Annotated in this window: 15 protein-coding genes; 1 reads left to right on the forward strand and 14 read right to left on the reverse strand. The window is 67.0% G+C overall.

Features of this window, described 5'->3' with window-relative positions:
- Positions 1 to 163: 163 nt before the first annotated feature.
- From JDV76_RS00915 to hemE, 6 genes are all read right to left on the reverse strand, one after another.
- Positions 164 to 970: a cytochrome c biogenesis CcdA family protein gene (locus JDV76_RS00915; protein ID WP_376992992.1), complete on the reverse strand. Its 807-nt coding sequence runs from the start codon at positions 968 to 970 to the stop codon at positions 164 to 166.
- A gap of 11 nt (positions 971 to 981) precedes the next feature.
- Complete coding sequence (locus tag JDV76_RS00920; RefSeq protein ID WP_198735002.1) at positions 982 to 1,587, reverse strand: TlpA disulfide reductase family protein; 606 nt, start codon at positions 1,585 to 1,587, stop codon at positions 982 to 984.
- A gap of 2 nt (positions 1,588 to 1,589) precedes the next feature.
- A complete protein-coding gene (locus JDV76_RS00925) occupies positions 1,590 to 2,192 on the reverse strand; it encodes a histidine phosphatase family protein (protein WP_198735003.1) in 603 nt (200 codons plus the stop codon).
- A 37-nt stretch (positions 2,193 to 2,229) separates the two neighbouring features.
- Complete coding sequence (gene hemL / locus JDV76_RS00930) at positions 2,230 to 3,546, reverse strand: glutamate-1-semialdehyde 2,1-aminomutase (protein ID WP_198735004.1); 1,317 nt, start codon at positions 3,544 to 3,546, stop codon at positions 2,230 to 2,232.
- Positions 3,547 to 3,769: 223 nt separating this feature from the next.
- Positions 3,770 to 5,194, reverse strand: a complete 1,425-nt coding sequence (locus tag JDV76_RS00935; RefSeq protein WP_198735005.1) for a protoporphyrinogen oxidase — start codon at positions 5,192 to 5,194, stop codon at positions 3,770 to 3,772.
- 121 nt (positions 5,195 to 5,315) lie between these two features.
- Positions 5,316 to 6,389 (reverse strand): uroporphyrinogen decarboxylase, encoded by a 1,074-nt coding sequence (gene hemE, locus JDV76_RS00940; RefSeq protein WP_198735006.1) that lies wholly within the window; start codon positions 6,387 to 6,389, stop codon positions 5,316 to 5,318.
- Positions 6,390 to 6,588: 199 nt separating this feature from the next.
- On the opposite strand from hemE, the gene JDV76_RS00945 reads away from it, so the two are divergent.
- Positions 6,589 to 7,755 carry an NAD(P)-dependent malic enzyme gene (locus tag JDV76_RS00945; protein ID WP_198735007.1) on the forward strand — a complete coding sequence of 389 codons (1,167 nt, stop codon included), beginning with the start codon at positions 6,589 to 6,591 and terminating at the stop codon, positions 7,753 to 7,755.
- 38 nt (positions 7,756 to 7,793) lie between these two features.
- Here JDV76_RS00945 and JDV76_RS00950 read toward each other — a convergent pair whose 3' ends face one another.
- The 8 genes from JDV76_RS00950 to JDV76_RS00985 all read right to left on the reverse strand — a co-directional run bounded on the left by JDV76_RS00950 (position 7,794) and on the right by JDV76_RS00985 (position 17,518).
- On the reverse strand, positions 7,794 to 10,424 hold the full coding sequence (locus JDV76_RS00950) for a heavy metal translocating P-type ATPase (RefSeq protein WP_376992993.1): 2,631 nt from the start codon (positions 10,422 to 10,424) through the stop codon (positions 7,794 to 7,796).
- A gap of 150 nt (positions 10,425 to 10,574) precedes the next feature.
- Entirely contained in the window at positions 10,575 to 11,123 is a 549-nt protein-coding gene (locus tag JDV76_RS00955) for a hypothetical protein (protein WP_198735008.1), read from the reverse strand.
- A 182-nt stretch (positions 11,124 to 11,305) separates the two neighbouring features.
- Entirely contained in the window at positions 11,306 to 12,319 is a 1,014-nt protein-coding gene (gene hemB / locus JDV76_RS00960) for a porphobilinogen synthase (protein ID WP_267173268.1), read from the reverse strand.
- A gap of 97 nt (positions 12,320 to 12,416) precedes the next feature.
- Positions 12,417 to 14,102 carry a bifunctional uroporphyrinogen-III C-methyltransferase/uroporphyrinogen-III synthase gene (locus JDV76_RS00965; RefSeq protein ID WP_198735009.1) on the reverse strand — a complete coding sequence of 562 codons (1,686 nt, stop codon included), beginning with the start codon at positions 14,100 to 14,102 and terminating at the stop codon, positions 12,417 to 12,419.
- A 238-nt stretch (positions 14,103 to 14,340) separates the two neighbouring features.
- The gene (locus JDV76_RS00970; protein WP_198735010.1) at positions 14,341 to 14,745 is read right to left on the reverse strand and encodes a hypothetical protein; all 405 of its coding nucleotides are present in this window, start codon (positions 14,743 to 14,745) and stop codon (positions 14,341 to 14,343) included.
- 11 nt (positions 14,746 to 14,756) lie between these two features.
- Positions 14,757 to 15,662: a hydroxymethylbilane synthase gene (gene hemC, locus JDV76_RS00975; protein ID WP_198735011.1), complete on the reverse strand. Its 906-nt coding sequence runs from the start codon at positions 15,660 to 15,662 to the stop codon at positions 14,757 to 14,759.
- Between the two features lie 121 nt (positions 15,663 to 15,783).
- Positions 15,784 to 17,166 carry a glutamyl-tRNA reductase gene (locus tag JDV76_RS00980; RefSeq protein WP_198735012.1) on the reverse strand — a complete coding sequence of 461 codons (1,383 nt, stop codon included), beginning with the start codon at positions 17,164 to 17,166 and terminating at the stop codon, positions 15,784 to 15,786.
- A gap of 136 nt (positions 17,167 to 17,302) precedes the next feature.
- On the reverse strand, positions 17,303 to 17,518 hold the full coding sequence (locus JDV76_RS00985) for a glutaredoxin family protein (RefSeq protein ID WP_198735013.1): 216 nt from the start codon (positions 17,516 to 17,518) through the stop codon (positions 17,303 to 17,305).
- Positions 17,519 to 17,578 lie beyond the last annotated feature (60 nt).

Genomic DNA, 17,578 nt, shown 5'->3' on the forward strand with positions numbered 1-17,578 from the left:
CGGGTCCCGGGGCGACTGGACCCCGGGTGGGTCATCGACGTGTCAATCTACCAGTCACGACGCCTCTGGCCTGATTCGTAGATCTGAAGGCGTACACCATCCGGGTGGGTGTTTCGGCACCGGAGAATAAACCCGGCGATCCCGGAGGAGACGGCTACCCCGTCTAGATCAGTGTTCCGCCATAGTCGACCGTCCACTGACGGACCCAATTAATGAAGTGGGCCCACTGGCCGCTGACGAGCGCGAGCCCAACGAGTATGAGCGTGATTCCGCCGATAATCTGGATGGTGCGGGAATATCTCCGCAGCCAGCTGACACCACGCATGGCGGAGGCGGATCCGAGTGCGACGATGATGAATGGAAGTCCAAGTCCGAGACAGTAGGCGACGATGAGTGCGACGCCGCGGGCGGCGGTCATGCCCTCTGTTCCCGCGGAGACGGAGATGATCGCGGCGAGGGTAGGGCCCAGGCATGGGGTCCAGCCGAGTGCGAAGACCCCACCGAGGAGGGGTGCCCCCACCCAGGTTGACCACTGCCGCGGATGAATCCGCCGTTCGGTCTGAAGGGGCCGGATGAATCCGAGGAACGCGATGCCCATGATAACGGTGACCACCCCGCCGATGCGTTGGAGCAGGTCGGCGTTGAGGGTAAGTACGCTGATCGCACCGAAGACGGTAGCGGTGGCGAGGACGAAGACAACGGTGAACCCGAGGACAAACAGGAGTGCTGCACCCGCGACACGCCACCGTCCGCGTTTGGCGACGCGCGGGCCGCTGTCGGATGAATACTCCATCTCCCCGCCGACAACACCGGCGAGGTAGGACATGTATCCGGGAACCAGCGGCACGACGCAGGGACTGGCGAAGGACACCAGCCCGGCGAGTGCCGCCGCGAGCAGCCCGAGCAGAAGGGGACCGGACACCGCCGCATCGGCCACGCGGGAGCCGAACCCGGCGTCGGCGAGGAGAATGAGACCGTCGGTCACGGAGCTTCCTCCAGAAGCGGCCCGGTCACCGCGAGGATGTCGTCGGCGGTGATCTCCCGGAGGAACACGGCCGCAGGCCGATGCTTCCTGTCGAGGACAATCGTCGTGGGGATCACGGAGGCGGGGATGCCACCGAGGGCCGCCGCAGTCTTGAAGGGCGGATCGTAGAGGGAGGGGTACGTCAGTCCGTTGTCCTCCATGAAGTCCCGAGAGATCTCCGGGGCATAGTCCCGGACGTTGATACCGAGAACCGTCCCTCCTCGTCCCTCGAGCTCCTCCTGCACGACCTGGAGGTCGTCGGATTCCGTGCGGCACGGTCCACACCACTGGCCCCAGGCGTTCAGGACAACGACCTGGCCCTCGTAGTCAGACAGGCTGATGGTCTCCCCGGGATTCTTCAGGGATTCCCCGGAGAACGGGGTGACCGGGCGGCGTTCTTCCTCGGGATAGGTGATCTCGAGGGCGCCGCCGGGCGAGGCGAACTGGAAGGTCTCCACCGTGGCATCCGGGGTGTCCCCATCACCATCCAGAGAGCAGCCGGCGATCAGGATCGACGTGCTCACCAGGACGGCGGTGAGGGTACGGCTGGTGCGGGACAGCATCGTCAGATCTCCTGCGCGGGTTCCGTGTAATAGATGTCGCTGATCTCTCTGCCCTGGAACACCAGGGAAGTGACGGAAGCGAGGTTGCACTGACGGGAGAGATGCGCGAGCGGCAGCCCCTGCACGGTGCGCTGGACGCAGACGACGGGCAGTTGATGGCTGACCAGAATCGCCTCGTGCCCCTCCGCGTCACGACGGGCCCGCTCAACAGCCTCCATCATGCGTTCGGCGATCTCCGTGTAGGGCTCACCCCAGCTCGGCACCCAGGGACGAGTCAGCAGCGGCCAACGGGTCGGATTCCAGAGTTGGGAACGCCACCCCTTCGTACGGAGTCCCTCGAACCGGTTCCCCGCTTCGAGCAGGTTCTCGTCGGTGTCAATGTCGCAGCCGGTGATCCGGGCGAAGGGTTCCGCGGTCTCCTGAGCCCGTTGCAGGGGCGAGGCACGCAGCACGGTGACATCGTGCCCCGTGAAACTCGCCGCCGTGCAGGCGGCCTGGCTCCGACCTCGGCTGGAGAGCCGGTAGCCGGGGATCCTTCCGTAGAGGATGCGTTCGGGATTGAATACTTCGCCGTGCCGGACAAGATGGACGATCGTGGTGCTCATGGGGCGCTTTCGGTCGTGGTGTGGGACGTGGACTGGGTCAGGCGGCGGCCGCAGCCGCAGCCTTCGCCGCTGGGACGAGGGCAGCCTCGATACGTGCGAAGTCATCGTCGGTGAGCGCGGAGGAGACGAACCAGGTCTCGAACACCGACGGGGAGACGAAGACCCCGTTGTCCAGCAGTGCGTGGAAGAACGGCGGGAAGCGGAAGGTGTCGGCGGCCTGCATGTCCGCGAAAGTCCGGCCCTCACCGTCGGCGAAACGGACGGACAGCATGTTTGAGGCACGCTGGATGTGATGGACCACTCCCTCGCGGGTCAGTGCCTCGGACACGAGAGCGTCGAGCCGGTCTGCGTTGGCGTTCACCGTGTCATAGACCTCCGGGGTCGCCAGCCGCAGTGACGCCATCCCCGCGGCCACGGCGACGGGGTTCCCGGAGAGTGTGCCCGCCTGGTAGACGGGCCCACCGGGAGCGAGATGTTCCATGATGTCGCTCCGCCCACCGAAAGCAGCCGCGGGCAGGCCTCCGGAGATGACCTTGCCGAAGGTCGTGAGATCCCCGGCGACCCCGTCGACGCCGTACCAGCCGGAGTAGGAGGTACGGAACCCGGTCATCACTTCATCGATGATCAGGAGCGCACCATTGTCGTGGGCGATCTTCTTCAGCGCGGCGTTGAAGCCGGGCACCGGGGCGACGGTACCCATGTTTCCGGCTGCGGCCTCGGTGATGATGCAGGCGATCTCACCGGTGTTCTCGACGAAGGCGGCGTGCACGGCGTCCAGGTCGTTGTAGGGCACGACGATCGTGTCCTGAGCGGTCGCCCCGGTGACCCCGGGCGAGTCCGGGAGGGAGTACGTCGCGACACCGGAGCCTGCGGAGACCAGCAGCGAGTCGACGTGCCCGTGGTAGCAGCCGGCGAACTTCAGGACCTTCGGCCGCCCGGTGTATCCGCGCGCCAGACGGACAGCCGACATGGTGGCCTCGGTGCCGGAGTTGACCAGCCGGACCTCATCGACGCTGGTGCGCTCGACGACGAGCTCGGCGAGTTCAACCTCGGTGGTGGTGGGGGCGCCGTAGCTCAGGCCCCGCGTGGCGGCGTCCTGCACGGCGGCGACGATCTCCGGGTGCGCGTGCCCCATGAGCATCGGACCCCAGGAACAGAACAGGTCGACGTAGTCGTTACCGTCAACGTCCGTGAGATGACTGCCCTTCGCCGAAGCAATGAAACGGCTCTGCCCGCCGACCGAACCGAAGGCCCGGACCGGCGAGTTTACTCCACCCGGGGTGAGTGCACGGGCGCGCTCGAACCAGCGTGCAGAGCCGTCGGTGTTCTGGGACGTCGGAAAGCGTGAAGTCATGGGGCCATTGTAGGCGGTGCCGACGCGGGTTCCACGTCCTGTGCGGCACCTCGGGCGGCAGCACGCCATTCCGTACCGGAGAACTTGGTTCTTGGTGCCCAACGCCCTGAGCGGTAGCATAATCGGTAACATGACCGGTTCCGCGGCCCACCTTCGTGTGGGAGCCCAGGGCCGGTCCTTGTTTTCACCGATCACGGTGACGATGTGCCCGTGAGCGCACGAGCTAACTGGCTTCGACGAGTCTCCGCACCGCCGCCCGGGCTCCGGCGATGATCGCCGGGACACCCACACCGTCAACCCAGGCCCCGGACACCGCAACGGTCGGAATTTCGTCGAGCTCCGCTCGCACGGTGGCGACGGTGGCGAGATGGGTATCGGAGAACCGGGGTAGCCCACCCCACCAGTACTGGGTGTAGATCTCGGAGAGACTGGCGGCGCGCCCGTCGAATCCGGTGATGGTCTGCAGGTCGTCGAGGGCGTGATCGACGAGTTCATCCTCCTCGATCTTCAGCATGGAATCGTCACCAAAGGTGCCGAAGGAGGCGCGCACGAAGGCCCCTCCCCGTTCACCGATGTGCGGCCACTTCTTCGATGAGAAGGTGAACGCCTTGGCGTGCATTCCGGGTTCGTCCGCGGCGATGAGCACCCCGGAATGGTCCGGCAGCCCGTCTGCGGAATCGAAACGCATGCCGACGACGACGGAAGACGACAGTTTCACATCCCGGGCAGCGGCCGCAGCGGCCGGGGCGACCTCACGCAGGAGGACGGCGGCGGTGGGGGCGGGCACGGTGATGAGAACCCGGTCGTAGGCGGTGTCACCGGCGCCGGCGACACGGTACTTTCCCGCGTCGGGCACAACCCCGGAGATGAAGGTATCCAGGTGGATGTCCGCCCCGGACTGTTCCGCGAGTTCCTCGTAGAGTTCCGCGTACCCGCCACGGAACGCACCGAACACCGGCGTCTTTTCCGGGGTGAGTTTCTCCTTCGGGGTGAGGGTCTTGCGGGCCTGTTTCTTCTCGTCGAGATTCTTCAAGGCCCGGCTCAGGGTGACGGACTCCCCTGCCTCGGCGAGGGCGTCGAGCTCCGCGGCGAGCTGCGGCACGGTGGCGCGCAGGCCGAGTTCATCCGCGGGGCAGGAGTACACGCCGCCGAGCAGTGCCGAAACAACGTGATCGACGACATCATCACCGAAGCGCTCGCGCACCAACCTGCCGACGCTGGTATCTCCCCCGACCGTCCAGTCGATGCCCGGCGCGTCCCCCTCGGCGTCGATACGTGCCCGGGTGTCTTCCCCGACGAGGTCCCCGAGGGATGCCGAGGCGGAGGGGATTCCCATCACGGTGTCGTGCGGCAGGGGGTGGAGCCGCCCACCGGAGTAGATCATCGACGTGTGCGGCCCGGGGTGCACGATGCGGTCGGCGAGTCCGAGGTCCGTGAAGAAGTCGGTGGCGTCCGCGCGGAACGCGAGGTATGCCTCTGCACCCATGTCCGTCGGCCCGGCGTCGAAAGCGACGGTGCGCAGTTTGCCGCCGATGCGGTCGGTGGCCTCGAACACGTCGATGTGTGCGTCCGGGGCGAGGGTACGGATCTCGCGGGCGGCGGTGAGGCCGGCGAGACCGGCCCCGATGATGGCGTACGAGGTGCTCACGGGTTAAACAGTGCTCCTGTGGGAAGGGTGCGTGATTGCGGACGGGCGTGGTCCCCGCCCAAGCCTAGTACCCCGGCGCGCACCGGTTCCCGCGGGTCCGGGCAGGTGGGGAATGTAAGTTCTACCCGGCGTGGATCGCGGCGACGGCGGCAGTGATCGCGTCGGGATCGGTGTCGGGGAGCACACCGTGGCCGAGGTTGAAGATGTGGCCGGTGGCGTCGCCCGCGGCGATCGCGGCGGCGGCCTCCCCGCGGATGCGGGCGATCTCCTGTTCGACGACCGTCTCTCCGGCGAACAGGAGTGCGGGGTCGAGGTTGCCCTGGAGGACCTTCGTTCCGCTGGTGGCACGGACCCGGCGGGCCGCCTTGTCGAGGGGCACGCGCCAGTCCACGCCCATGACCTCACTGCCGGCCTCCGCCATGGAGCCGAGAAGCTCGCCGGTGGTCACACCAAAGTGGATGCGCGGGATCTCGCCAGCGATGCTCGCCAGTATTTCGGTGGAGTACGGCAGAACGTGCTCGCGGTAGTCGCGTTCGGTGAGGAATCCTGCCCAGGAGTCGAACAACTGCATGGCGTCGATTCCCGCGGTGACCTGGGTGCGGAGGAAGGCGGTGACGGTGGGGACGATGCGGCGCATGAGCGCGTGCCAGGTGTCAGGGTCGGCGTGCATCATCGACTTGGTCACCTGGTGGTTTTTGCTGGGCCCGCCCTCGACGAGATAGCTGGCCAGGGTGAACGGGGCGCCGACGAACCCGATCAGTGCCTGGGTGTCGGTCAGCTCATCAAGAATGAGATCGATGCCTGCGGCGACGGGTTCGATCTCGTGATCGAGGATCGGGAGGGCGTCAACGTCGGCTCGGCTGCGGATCGGGGAGGCAACCACGGGGCCACGACCGGGGACGATCTCGACGTCGACACCGGCCGCTTTGAGAGGGACGACGATATCGGAGAAGAGGATCGCCGCATCCACGTCGTGCCTGCGGACGGGTTGCATGGTGATCTCGGCGAGCAAGTCAGGCATGAAACAGGAATCCAGCATCGCGATACCCTCGCGGACCTTCCGGTACTCCGGGAGGGAGCGCCCGGCCTGCCGCATGAACCACACCGGCGGGCGGGAAGGGGTCCGGCCTGCTGCGGCATCAAGGAGGGGAGCGTTGTCGAGCGAGCGGCGGGCCGCCGGTGTAGATGCTGTCATGCGTCCCATCCTGCCTGACCCTCTCGCTCGAAGGCCAGACGGGCCGGGACCGAAGGCCAGATGAAGGGTCCGGCGCCGGGGCGGAGGTATGAATGCGCTCACACTCCACCCGCGAAATACCCCCCTCCACGCCACCGGGGGTTTAAATGGTGACGTCACGTTTATTTCCCCCGGCAGAGGATCGTAGAGGACCCAACCAATGAGCGACCATCATCCAGCGACACTGACCGACGCCGAGATCTTCGCGGCGCACGAGGGCGGCAAGATCGGCACGATGTCCCGTCGGCCCCTGGACAGCGTGCACGACCTGTCCATCGCCTACACCCCCGGCGTGGCCCGGGTGTGCGAGGCCATCCGGGAGGACCCCGCGCTCTCCCACGACTACACGTGGGCGGGCCGCAACGTGGCGGTGATCTCCGATGGCAGTGCTGTCCTGGGGCTGGGCGACATCGGCGCGCGGGCAGCGTTACCCGTCATGGAGGGCAAGGCGCAGCTGTTCGGCCGGTTCGCCGGACTCAACGCGGTGCCCATCGTGTTGGACACCACGGACGTGGACGAGCTGTTCGCCACGATCGTGGCCCTCGCCCCGTCGTTCGGTGCGATCAACCTCGAGGACATCTCAGCACCCCGCTGCTTCGAGCTGGAGCGTCGGCTGATCGAGGCGCTCGACATCCCGATCATGCACGATGATCAGCACGGTACGGCGATCGTGATCACGGCGGCGCTGCGGAACGCCTGCGTCCTCCTCGACAGGAAACTCAGCGATCTGAAGGTGGTGGTCTCAGGAGCCGGCGCCGCCGGAGTCGCCTGCGCGAAGATGCTCATCCACGCCGGCGTCCGCGATGTGGTCATGCTGGATTCCCGCGGGATCATCCACCCGAACCGCACTCCCCTGAACTCCGTGAAGCAGGAACTCGCGCGTATCACCAATCCGCGTCGTATCTCGGGTGGTGTGGCCGAGGCACTCACCGGAGCGGACACCTTTATCGGCTTGTCCCGTGGACACGTCGGCGAGGATGCGCTCAAGCTCATGGCCCCGGACCCCATCCTGTTCTCCCTGGCGAACCCCGATCCGGAGATCACCCCGGATCTCGCATACCGCTACGGGGCGATCGTCGCGACCGGGCGCAGCGATCTACCGAACCAGATCAACAACGTGCTCGCGTTCCCGGGGATCTTCCAGGGGGCGCTGGCCGCCCGAGCCACGGGGATTACCCCGGCGATGAAACTCGCGGCATCAAGGGCGATCGCGAACATCGCGGCGGAGCATCTCGACCCGGAGTACATCGTCCCCTCGCCGCTCGATGCGCGGGTCGCTCCCGCGGTGAGCACTGCGGTGCAGTCGGCGGCACTGGCAGAGGGCTAATCCTCCCTCGGTGCCGGGGTGCTGCGGCGCTCCTCGCGCTAGAATTTCCGGACCCGCTGCGAGCGATACTCGATGATGAGCGATGAGGCGACCATGAGGACGGTCGCCGCCATCGGGTGCAGGACGCCTGCGGCGGCGGCAGCCATCGCGACCCCGTTGTAGGTCCAGGCGAGAATGATGTTGCGGTCCGCGAGCGCCGATACCCGGCGAGACAGGACGATCATCTCGGGCACGGTCTCGACGTCGTCCCGCAGCAGCACGACGTCGGCCTCGTCATGGTCGAGGTCGTCGGCGGACCCCATCAATACGCCGATGTCCGCGACCCGGAGGCAGCCGAGCACGGAGGTGTCGCCGACCATCACGACGGTCTCGCCACGGGCGTGCACGCTGCGCACCGCGATGTCCTTCTTGCCCGGCGCGATACCCGCCAGCACCTTCGAGATTCCGAGGTTGTCGGCGAAACGACGCGCGACGGGATAGGTGTCCCGGGTCAGCATCATCGTCTCCAGGCCGAGGTTCTCCAGCTCCGCGACGGCGTCGATCGCATCGTCCTTGACCTTGTCGTAAAGCGTGATGACGCCACGTGCCTTCCCCTTCCAGCTGACGACCAGCGGGGTGCCACCTGCGACGGAGGCGGTCGCGAGGCGACCGTCGAGTTCCGACAGGTCCCGCGGACGCCACAGCATGGCGTCGACGGTCCGGAGCTCGAGATTGCCGGCGGAATCGGGCATCGGGATCTCGACCTGGCCGGAGAAGTTTCCGCCGTCGGTGATTCGGACGTGGTTGACCTCAATCCAGTGCGGGACCTCCTCGCCACCGGCGCCTGCGTCCCGGGCCTCACGGGCGGCGCGGACGAGCGCCTTGGACACCGGGTGGTCGCTCTCCATCGCGAGAGCACCAGCGACCCGGAGCACCAGTTCGGGATTCTCGCCCATCTCGGTGGTGATGGTCTCCAGCGCCATTTCACCCTTCGCGAGGGTTCCCACCCGGTTGAAGATGACCGTGGTGACCTCGTCGAGTTCCCGTATGGTCTCGGCGTTGCGCATGAGGACACCGCGACGGGCGGAGGTCTCGATGCCCAGCCGCATGGCGATCGGTGTGGATAGGGCCAGTCCGACTGGGCCGACGCAGGCGAGCATGGCGAGACCAGTGGCGAACGCGGCATTGAGGTTGCCGCTGATTAACCACCAGAGGAAGAAGTCGAGGGTCGCGAGGCTGAGTGCCCACGGCACGAGCAGCGACGCGGAGCGGGTGGCCAGCTGCGCGGAGCGGTTCTGGTACTGGGAGGCCTCCGCGATCCACCGGTGCATGCTCGCCAGGCGGGTCCGTGATCCGGTGCGCTGGACGCGGATCTTCAGCGGCCCGCCGAGGTTCATTCCTCCGGCGTGGACGTCACTGTTGACCTTGACGTCGAGGGTTTCCCGGCCGCCGCCGATCAGACCGGGGACGATGGTAGAGGCGCCGCCGATGACCCGCCCGTCGGCGGGGATGACCTTGCCGGTGGGAACGATGATGTCATCGCCGACGCGGATCTCCTGCAGCGGGATCGTCTTCTTCACCGGTTTGCCGCTGCGCGCGTTCTTCCGCACCACGGTCACCTCGGACACCGTGGACTCGATGTTCTGTCCCTCCTCGTCGAGGAGGGAGTTCCTGCCGGAGCGGGTGGCCAGCCGCCCCGCTAGGAGCAACACTGTCGATCCGCAGGCAACGTCGAGGAAAAGCTCGCCGGAGGAGAAGATCGAGTGGTTGACGGCGAGCCATTCGGGGGATGATGTCCACCCGACATCGCCTGCCTTCGTGAACGTCAGCATCATGATCGACCACAGGTAGGCGGAGATGATCGCCACCGAGCTGGCGGCGTCCAGGGCTGACATACCCCGACGCAGGCCTGCGGCCGTCGCCCGGTGGAAAGGCCACGCACCCCAGAGGACCACCGGGGTCGCGAGGGCGAGACACACCCACTGCCAGTAGTCGAACTGAAGGTCGCGGAAGTAGTTCATCACCAGGACGGGAATGGTCAGCGCGAGGCTGACGAGGAACCGGAGCGGCGTGAGTAGTGCCCGGGCGGTGAAGAGCACGTCGGTGGGCTCCGCTTCCCGCGGCAGGGTCCGGACATCCGATCGTAGGCGTCCCTTGTCCCGGGAATCCTGTTCCACCTCACGGAGGCTCCGTGGACTGGGGCGGCGACCGAGACCCCGGATGGACAACCCCGACCGGGAGTGCCGGTGCTGGGCGAGGCGTTTCCGCCGGTTCGCTATCTCAAGGCGTTCCGCACGCCGACGGAGCGAGGATCGGGTCAGATACGCCTTGACCCCCACTTCCGAGAGCCTGCGGATCAGATCCTCTGGGTTGACGTCGTCCGGTACGGTCACCCACGCCGTCGACGTCGGATAGATCACGCTCGCGCGGACACCTTCAACATCGTTGAGGGCACGCTGGATCTCGGTGACGTGCACCGCGGACTTCACGCCATCGAGTTCGAGGGCGAAGGAGGTCCACCCACCGCCGGACCGACGTGCGAGCCGTAGCTGGAGCGACTCATCCCCGTTACGGGTACCCAGGCCGGCCTTGCGGGCGGCTTCCTTCGCGTCGGCGATCGCCTCGGCGACCTGACGCTCCGATTCCCTCAGTTCCTCCGGGGTGCTGTCCTGGACGAAGACCTCAGGAATCGGGTTGTCGGTGTTCGTGCGGTCATCCTTTTTCGGCGTCACGGTTTTTCCTGGTGTCGGTCGGAAGATGGACACACCCGGCGCACCGGGTGGAACGGTCCTCGGTTCTCGAATCTACCCGGATCAGAGCACCGATCACGGGTTTTCCGGTCACTTCCCCGGGGTGCCCGCGGCCTTCCCGCCACCGGTGTCCTTCTCCTGCCACTCGACGGCATCGGGGCGGCGGCTGAGGATCAGCCCGAGGACACCGGCGATGGCGGCGAGGATCTGCAGGCTTCCGTCGATGAGGTAGAGTGCCGTCGGCACGGCGGTACCGGCGGGGGTCGCGGTGAATACGACCACGGCACGGATAGCGAAGTAAACGCTGAAGAACACCAGCAGGGTCCGCAACCACCTCCAGCCACTGTTCCGGGCGTAGCCGTACACAGCAAATCCGAGGAAGACCATGATGCCGATCCCCAGCACGCCGGCCATGATGATCGCGACGGTGATCACCGCGTCGACGGGGACCGCACCGGTATCACCGAAGTCCGCGTTGGCCTTGACCTCGGAGGGATCGATAAGGCTGATCGCCACGTTGAATACCTGGTGGATGATTTCGAGGACCACCATCGCCCACCACAGTTGGACCGCGAGTCGGGCGGATTCCGGGATGGTGGGGGCCGGTTTCTCCTGGGGCCGCCCGGGTTGCTGCGTCATACGGGTGTCCTGTCGTCGGGAATGTGTGTCCAGCGGATCGCGGTGGATACCGGTGTATCCGTGACTGTCGGTGTCTTCCAGATCTTCCGAAGGTCCGGATTCCCCGGTGTCCCTGGAAAGTGCTGCTCCCCACGGTAGCTGTGGGCGGAAAGGAGCCGGACGTCGGGGGACGGAGTCCCCGGCTAGTTCCGGTGGTCCTGCAGCCTGCGGGCCGCGGCCACCGCGAAATAGGTGAGGATCTGGTCGGCGCCCGCACGCTTGATGGATGTCAATGACTCCATCATGACGGCATCGGCGTCGACCCAGCCGTTCGCGCCCGCCGCGGCGATCATCGCGTACTCACCGGACACCTGGTAGGCGGCGACGGGCACCGGTGAGGTGTCGGCCACCGCGCGCAGCACGTCGAGGTATGGCAGTGCCGGCTTCACCATGACGAAGTCGGCGCCCTCGTCGATGTCGAGCTCGACCTCCAGGAGGGACTCTCGGAAGTTGGCGGGATCCTGCTGGTAGGCGCGTCGGTCACCGTCGAGGGATGAGCCGACGGCTTCGCGGAACGGGCCGAAGAACGCGGAGGCATACTTCGCCGAATAGGCCATGATGGCGACATCCCCGTGCCCCGCGTCATCGAGGGCCTCACGGATCGCGGCGACCTGGCCGTCCATCATCCCGGACGGGCTGACTATGTGGGCACCGGCCTCGGCCTGGGAGACCGCCATCTTCCGGTAGAGGTCCACGGTGGCGTCGTTGTCAACGATCGTGTGCCCCGACCGGTCCTCGGCCAGAACTCCGCAGTGACCGTGGTCGGTGAATTCGTCGAGGCAGGTATCGGCCATCACGAGAATGTCGTCGCCGAAGCGCTCGCGGACCGCGGTAACCCCCCGGTTCAGGATGCCGTCGGCATGCCACGCGACGGAGCCGGTGGCGTCCTTGTCGCCCGGTCGGGGAACGCCGAACAGGTCGATGCAGCGGATGCCCGCGGAGCGGGCCTCCTCGACCGCGGCAAGGAGTGAGCTGGTGGTGTGTTGCACGACCCCCGGCATGGAGCCGATGGGGTTGGGTTCGTCGATGCCGTCGGCGATGAACATCGGGAGAATGAAGTCCGCCGGTCGGAGTGTGTTCTCTGCGACCAGCTCACGCATCGCCAGGCTGGTGCGCAGACGACGCGGGCGACGGACCGGACGGGAAGAAGCAGTCACGGGAAATAGACCTCTCGGAAGGGTTGCTGGTGTCGGAAGGGACGCACTTACCGTCCTACTCCCCACGCGCGGGTCGTGCACGGCGTGCGCGCGGACGTCAGGAGTTCGTCCGACGTGAGCGGCGCTTCTTGCGCGGGGGCGGCAGTTGCCCGGCGGCACGCAGGGCCGCGACATGGGCGGCCAGCGCATCGACGAGCTCAGCGACACCGGCGACCGAGGGCTGAACATCGACCCGCAGTCCCATCTCCGCAGCGGTGGCCGCAGCCATCGGACCGATACAGGCGATGATGGTCCGCTGGTGCGGTTTGCCCGCGATACCGACGAGGTTGCGCACGGTGGACGAGGACGTGAAGCAGACGGCGTCGAAGCCCCCGGACTTGATCATCTCGCGGATCTCGGCGCTGGGCGGGGCAGCTCGTACAGTGCGGTAGGCGACGATGTCGTCGACCTCCCACCCGAGGTCAACAAGACCCTCGACGAGTGTCTCGGTCGCGATATCGGCGCGGGGCAATAGAACCCGGCCGACGGGGTCGAGATCGGAGTCGTACTCGGGGAACGCGTCGACCAGGCCGACGGCGTTCTGGTTGTTCGACCGCGGGGTGAGTTCCGGGGTGATCCCGAGGTCACGGATCGCGGCTGCGGTCTTGTGTCCGACGGCGGCAATCCGGACGCCGGCGAAGGAGCGGGCGTCGAGACCGAAATCGGACATCTTCGACCACAGTGCCTTCACAGCGTTGACGGAGGTCAGTACAACCCACTGGTAGCGACCCTCGACGATGCCCTTGACGGCGCGTTCCATCTGCGCGGGATTCCGCGGCGGTTCCACTGAGATCGTGGGCACCTCCTGCGGGATGGCGCCGTGGCTAGCGAGCCGGGTCGACATCGGCGCGGCCTGTTCCTTGGCGCGCGGCACGAGGACCCGCCATCCGTACAGCGGTCGGTTCTCCCACCAGGAGTACTTCGAGCGGTCATCCACCGACGTGCCGAGGGAGACGACGAGCTGGCCGGGAAGCTCCCCGTCGAGCTTGCCCAGGGTGGACAGGGTGGTGTCGTGGGTGCGCTGAAGTCGGGTCGTTCCATGCACGGTGACGGAAACGGGGGTCTGCGGAGACATGCCGCGTTCAAGAAGTTCCTCCGCGATAGTCACCAGCTGGTCCCGGGTGGCTTGCAACACGAGCGGCTGCGGTGCGGTGGCGAGCTGGGACCAGTCGACGTCGCCGCTGGTGATGTCGGTTTCCGTGTAGGTAGAGCCCAAGGCGATGCCCGCGAAGGCGGGAACGGTAGAGGGCACAGACATGCCGGGGACTACCTGGAACTCGAGGCCCGCGGCTGCGACGGCGTTGATCTCGGCGAGGACGGAGTCACTGGTCAACGGGTTTCCGGCGACGAGTCGGATGACATCGGAACCGTCAGCGACACCTTCCGCGAGGAGCTTGGCGATGTCCTCCGGGCCGAGGTCGGAGATCTCCGTGATCTCCGCGGCGGTGGGTGCGGGCGGCCGCGGCGGCTTGCGGCGAGCACCGGCGGCCTTGGCCTCCGCGCACTGACGGGCGTAGGCCTCATCCGCAGCGTCGAGTTTCGCTTGCGGGACCGCCAGCTCGCTGGCCACGATCTCGCGGACACCTCCAAGGACCCCTGGATCGGTCACTGCAATGGCCGTGTGGCTGAGCACCTCACGGGCACGGACGGTCAGGAGATCGGGGTTACCCGGACCCGCTCCGACGAAGATGACGTTCCCCGTCGCGGGTTCCTGGGCCTCGGGGGCCGGATGGGCCATACTCATGTGTGTCTTTTCTTCAAGGCTTGGGTTCTCGGGCGCGGCCCGGCTGGACGCCGCACGTGGCGGACAGGAGTTATGGGTCCGGGGTCGGTGCCAGATACCCCGGTACGACAGCAGCGCCCGGACGGGGCACGGCAACGAGTGGACTGGATGATCACCCGGTCACGTTGTCCGCGGGCGTTGAGCACATACCAGGACAACGATAAAGCATCGGCGGCAGGGTTGAAAACCAGCGAGGCTTTCAGGGGCACTGCGTACCGTACCGGTCAGGCGCCGGGGCTTGCCCGACGTCGAGTCGGTCGAGAAGTTCTCCGGCGTCCGGGGTGGCGACGATGATCCGCTGCACCGTCGGGTGGTCGAGCAGGATTTCTATCCCCGGTTCGGTACCGTGACAGATCGCGAAGGTGGAGGTGATGCCCGAACTCCCGGGAGCCACCGGCCCCGTGAGCGTCCCGGACCGGGTCACGCCGTTGATGGCGGTGCCGGACAGGTGTGCCCCCGCGACCTTCTCCACCGCAGCGGCTGCATTGTCCAGGGGACGGGCCGCACGGATCGCGCGCCGCGGAACGGTGAGATGACTGCGCCTGGCGACCGCCTTCTCCCACCAGCTCAGCTGCACGGTGAGCGCCGTGTCGGTCAGTTTCACCCGAACCATGATCAATGGTCCCCGGTCGCCGCCATGATGTCGGCAGCGCCCCGATCGAGGAGCTGCCGGGCGAGATCGTCACCGAGGTCGAGGTGGCGGCCCAGGTCGGTGGTCCCGGACACGACGAGTCGCGTGGATCCGTCCAGCGCGAAGACGCCGGCGGTGAGGGTGATCCGGTCACCGACGATCGTCGCGTGGCTGGCGACGGGGGCGGTACATCCGGCCTCCAGGCGAGCGAGGATACGGCGTTCCGCTGCGGCACACGCGGTGGCCGAGGGGTCGGTGAGGGTCTCGATCGCGGAGACCGCCCCGGGGTCCGACTGCCTGCACTCCACAGCGAGGGCGCCCTGGGCCGGGGCGGGAACGAGGACGTCCGGGGCAAAGATCTCGGTGGCGCGCTCCCCCATACCGGTACGGTGAAGACCCGCATAGGCAAGGACGACGGCGTCGAGACGACCATCGGTGACGTGCCCCATGCGGGTGTCGATATTGCCGCGCAGGGGGCGGATGTCGAGGTCGGGGCGCAGGGCGCGAAGCTGGCTCACCCGGCGCGGTGCGGAGGTCCCCACCCGGGCTCCCTCGGGGAGACCCTCCAGGGTCAGGCCGTCGCGGGCGATGAGCGCCTCGCGGGCGTCCGCTCGCGGGGGGACAACGAGCCGGAATCGGCTGTCCGGGGCGGTGGGCAGGTCTTTGAAGGAATGGACCGCCATGTCGCAGTCGCCGGCGGCCATGGCATCCCGCAGTGCCTGGGTGAACACGCCGACACCGATACGTTCGACGGGCGCCTGGGAACGGTCGCCCGGGGTGGTGATGATGGTGAGTTCGGCGTCGAAGCCCGCTGCGATGAGCGCGTCGCGGACGGTCCCAGCCTGGGTGGTCGCCAACTGGGAACCGCGGGTGCCGATGCGGAAGGTCATGACTGCCGCTACCTTTCTGCGGCGCCGCCTGGCGCCACCGTGTCGTCATGGGCGCCTGCGGGGCGGCGCCGTCGGTTCGAACTCTAGCGTTCCACGGCGTCGGACGTGAACCGGGATCCGGTCAGGATCCCGCTACGGTATCCGCGACGGTGGCGCGGATCGAGGTGATCATCTCCGTGTCACCCACGGGCAGGTCAACGGCGGCGACTGCGACGGGGCGTGCCGGCTGGGGCGGGGTGAGCCCGAAGAGTTCCTGCAGCGCGGACTCGTAGGAAACGGTCCCCGAGTGGGCCGCGAGTTCCTTTACTCGGACGGTCGGCTGATGCAGGAGCTTGTCGACGACCCGACGAACCGTGCGCGAGACCTCCTCACGGTCGGAGACCGACATCGTCGGGGTCCGCTGCGCGAGGCGTTCCATCTCCGCCTCCACGAGGTCGGAGGCGTGTCGGCGCAGGGCCGCGACGGCCGGAACGACGTCGCGGATCCGCTGCGCGGAGGAGTAGGAATCGAGCTCCTCCGAGACGATGCGCATCGCCTGAGCCTGACTGTCATCGTCGGTGTCGCGGCGGGCCTCGTGCAGTCGCTCGATGTTCACGAGACGGACACCGGGCAGGTCGGCGACGGCGTCGTCGATGTCCCTCGGGAGGGAGAGGTCGATGAAGGTCAGCGAACAGCCAGCGGGAACGTCGTCCGCCGTCACGGTGAAGTTGTCCGCGCCAGTGGCGGAGATGACGATATCGACCTCGGAGAGGGCCGCGGCGCGCTCGTCGAAGTCCACGACCCGAGCGGGAACCCCGGCCTCGCGGGAGTGTTCGGCGAGGATCTCGGCGCGGCTGCGGGTGCGGTTCGTCAGTACGAGACCGTCAACGCCCATGCGACCGAGGTGGGTTGCGGCCAGCGAAGCCATGACGCCGGCGCCGAGGACCATGGCGGTGGTTCCAGAGAACGGACGGTCACGGCCGTCGCTCCCGAGCTGCCGAAGCGCCTCCGAACAGGCGAAGGAGACCATGGAGGCACCGGCGTCGTCGATGTCGGTCTCGGTGTGGACCCGCTTGCCGGTATGCAGTGCGCACTGGGCGAGGGCGTGGAGCGTAGGGCCTGCGGTTCCGAGTTCCCGGGCCTGGGAGTACGCGGCACGGACCTGCCCGATGATCTGCTGTTCGCCGATGACCATTGAGTCCAGGCCGGAGGTGACAACGAGCATGTGCTCGGCCGCGGCATCGGCGTAACGGACGTAGAGGGAGCGGCGCAGGAGGGCGGTGTCGACACCTGAGATGGCGTGCAGGACCTCGACGACATCGTTGACACCGGTGTGGAAGCTGTTGGTGACGCAGTAGATCTCGACCCGGTTGCAGGTGGAGACGATCATCGCCTCGGAAAGCGACGACCGCCGGATCAGTGCCCTCGACGCCTGCTCACGCGCGACGTCGTCGTTCATGCTGACCTGTTCGAGGACAGCCACGGGGGCCGACCGGTGCGACATGCCGACCACGAGGACGCTCATGCTGTACACCTCACTGCTTTCGCTACTCTTTTTCCACTGGTGGGACACCACCGTTTGATTAGGCATCAATCAAAAGGTTGACCCCGCGGTACACCCCGCGTCATCTTTGCTCAAAAGTAGCCCGCCTGCCCCGTTACTACAACAAAGCCTGCGCTAACTCGTCATCGTCGACCTCCCAGCACGCAAACTCCTCACCGTCGATGACCACGACGGGAACCCGGTCACCGTACTCCATCGCCAGTTCCGGGTCCGTGTCCACGTCCCGCAGTTCGAGTACCCCCCCTGCCGCCCCCACAACGGGCTCTATCTGTGTCGCGACACGCACACATGACCCACATCCTTCACGCACCATCAACTCGACAGTGTGCCCACTCACGGCGCCTCCATCCCCGGAACCATTCGTCAATCGTTG

The organism is Corynebacterium marambiense (assembly GCF_016342275.1).
Classification (GTDB): domain Bacteria; phylum Actinomycetota; class Actinomycetes; order Mycobacteriales; family Mycobacteriaceae; genus Corynebacterium; species Corynebacterium marambiense.

Bases quoted from the DNA above. Each gene is read 5' to 3' on its own strand.
- JDV76_RS00920 (WP_198735002.1), bottom strand. From the start codon at position 1,587: ATGCTGTCCCGCACCAGCCGTACCCTCACCGCCGTCCTGGTGAGCACG.
- JDV76_RS00985 (WP_198735013.1), bottom strand. From the start codon at position 17,518: ATGGTGCGTGAAGGATGTGGGTCATGTGTGCGTGTCGCGACACAGATA.
- JDV76_RS00965 (WP_198735009.1), bottom strand. From the start codon at position 14,102: ATGAGTATGGCCCATCCGGCCCCCGAGGCCCAGGAACCCGCGACGGGG.
- JDV76_RS00945 (WP_198735007.1), top strand. From the start codon at position 6,589: ATGAGCGACCATCATCCAGCGACACTGACCGACGCCGAGATCTTCGCG.
- hemE (WP_198735006.1), bottom strand. From the start codon at position 6,389: ATGACAGCATCTACACCGGCGGCCCGCCGCTCGCTCGACAACGCTCCC.
- JDV76_RS00925 (WP_198735003.1), bottom strand. From the start codon at position 2,192: ATGAGCACCACGATCGTCCATCTTGTCCGGCACGGCGAAGTATTCAAT.
- JDV76_RS00955 (WP_198735008.1), bottom strand. From the start codon at position 11,123: ATGACGCAGCAACCCGGGCGGCCCCAGGAGAAACCGGCCCCCACCATC.
- hemC (WP_198735011.1), bottom strand. From the start codon at position 15,662: ATGACCTTCCGCATCGGCACCCGCGGTTCCCAGTTGGCGACCACCCAG.
- hemL (WP_198735004.1), bottom strand. From the start codon at position 3,546: ATGACTTCACGCTTTCCGACGTCCCAGAACACCGACGGCTCTGCACGC.
- JDV76_RS00980 (WP_198735012.1), bottom strand. From the start codon at position 17,166: ATGAGCGTCCTCGTGGTCGGCATGTCGCACCGGTCGGCCCCCGTGGCT.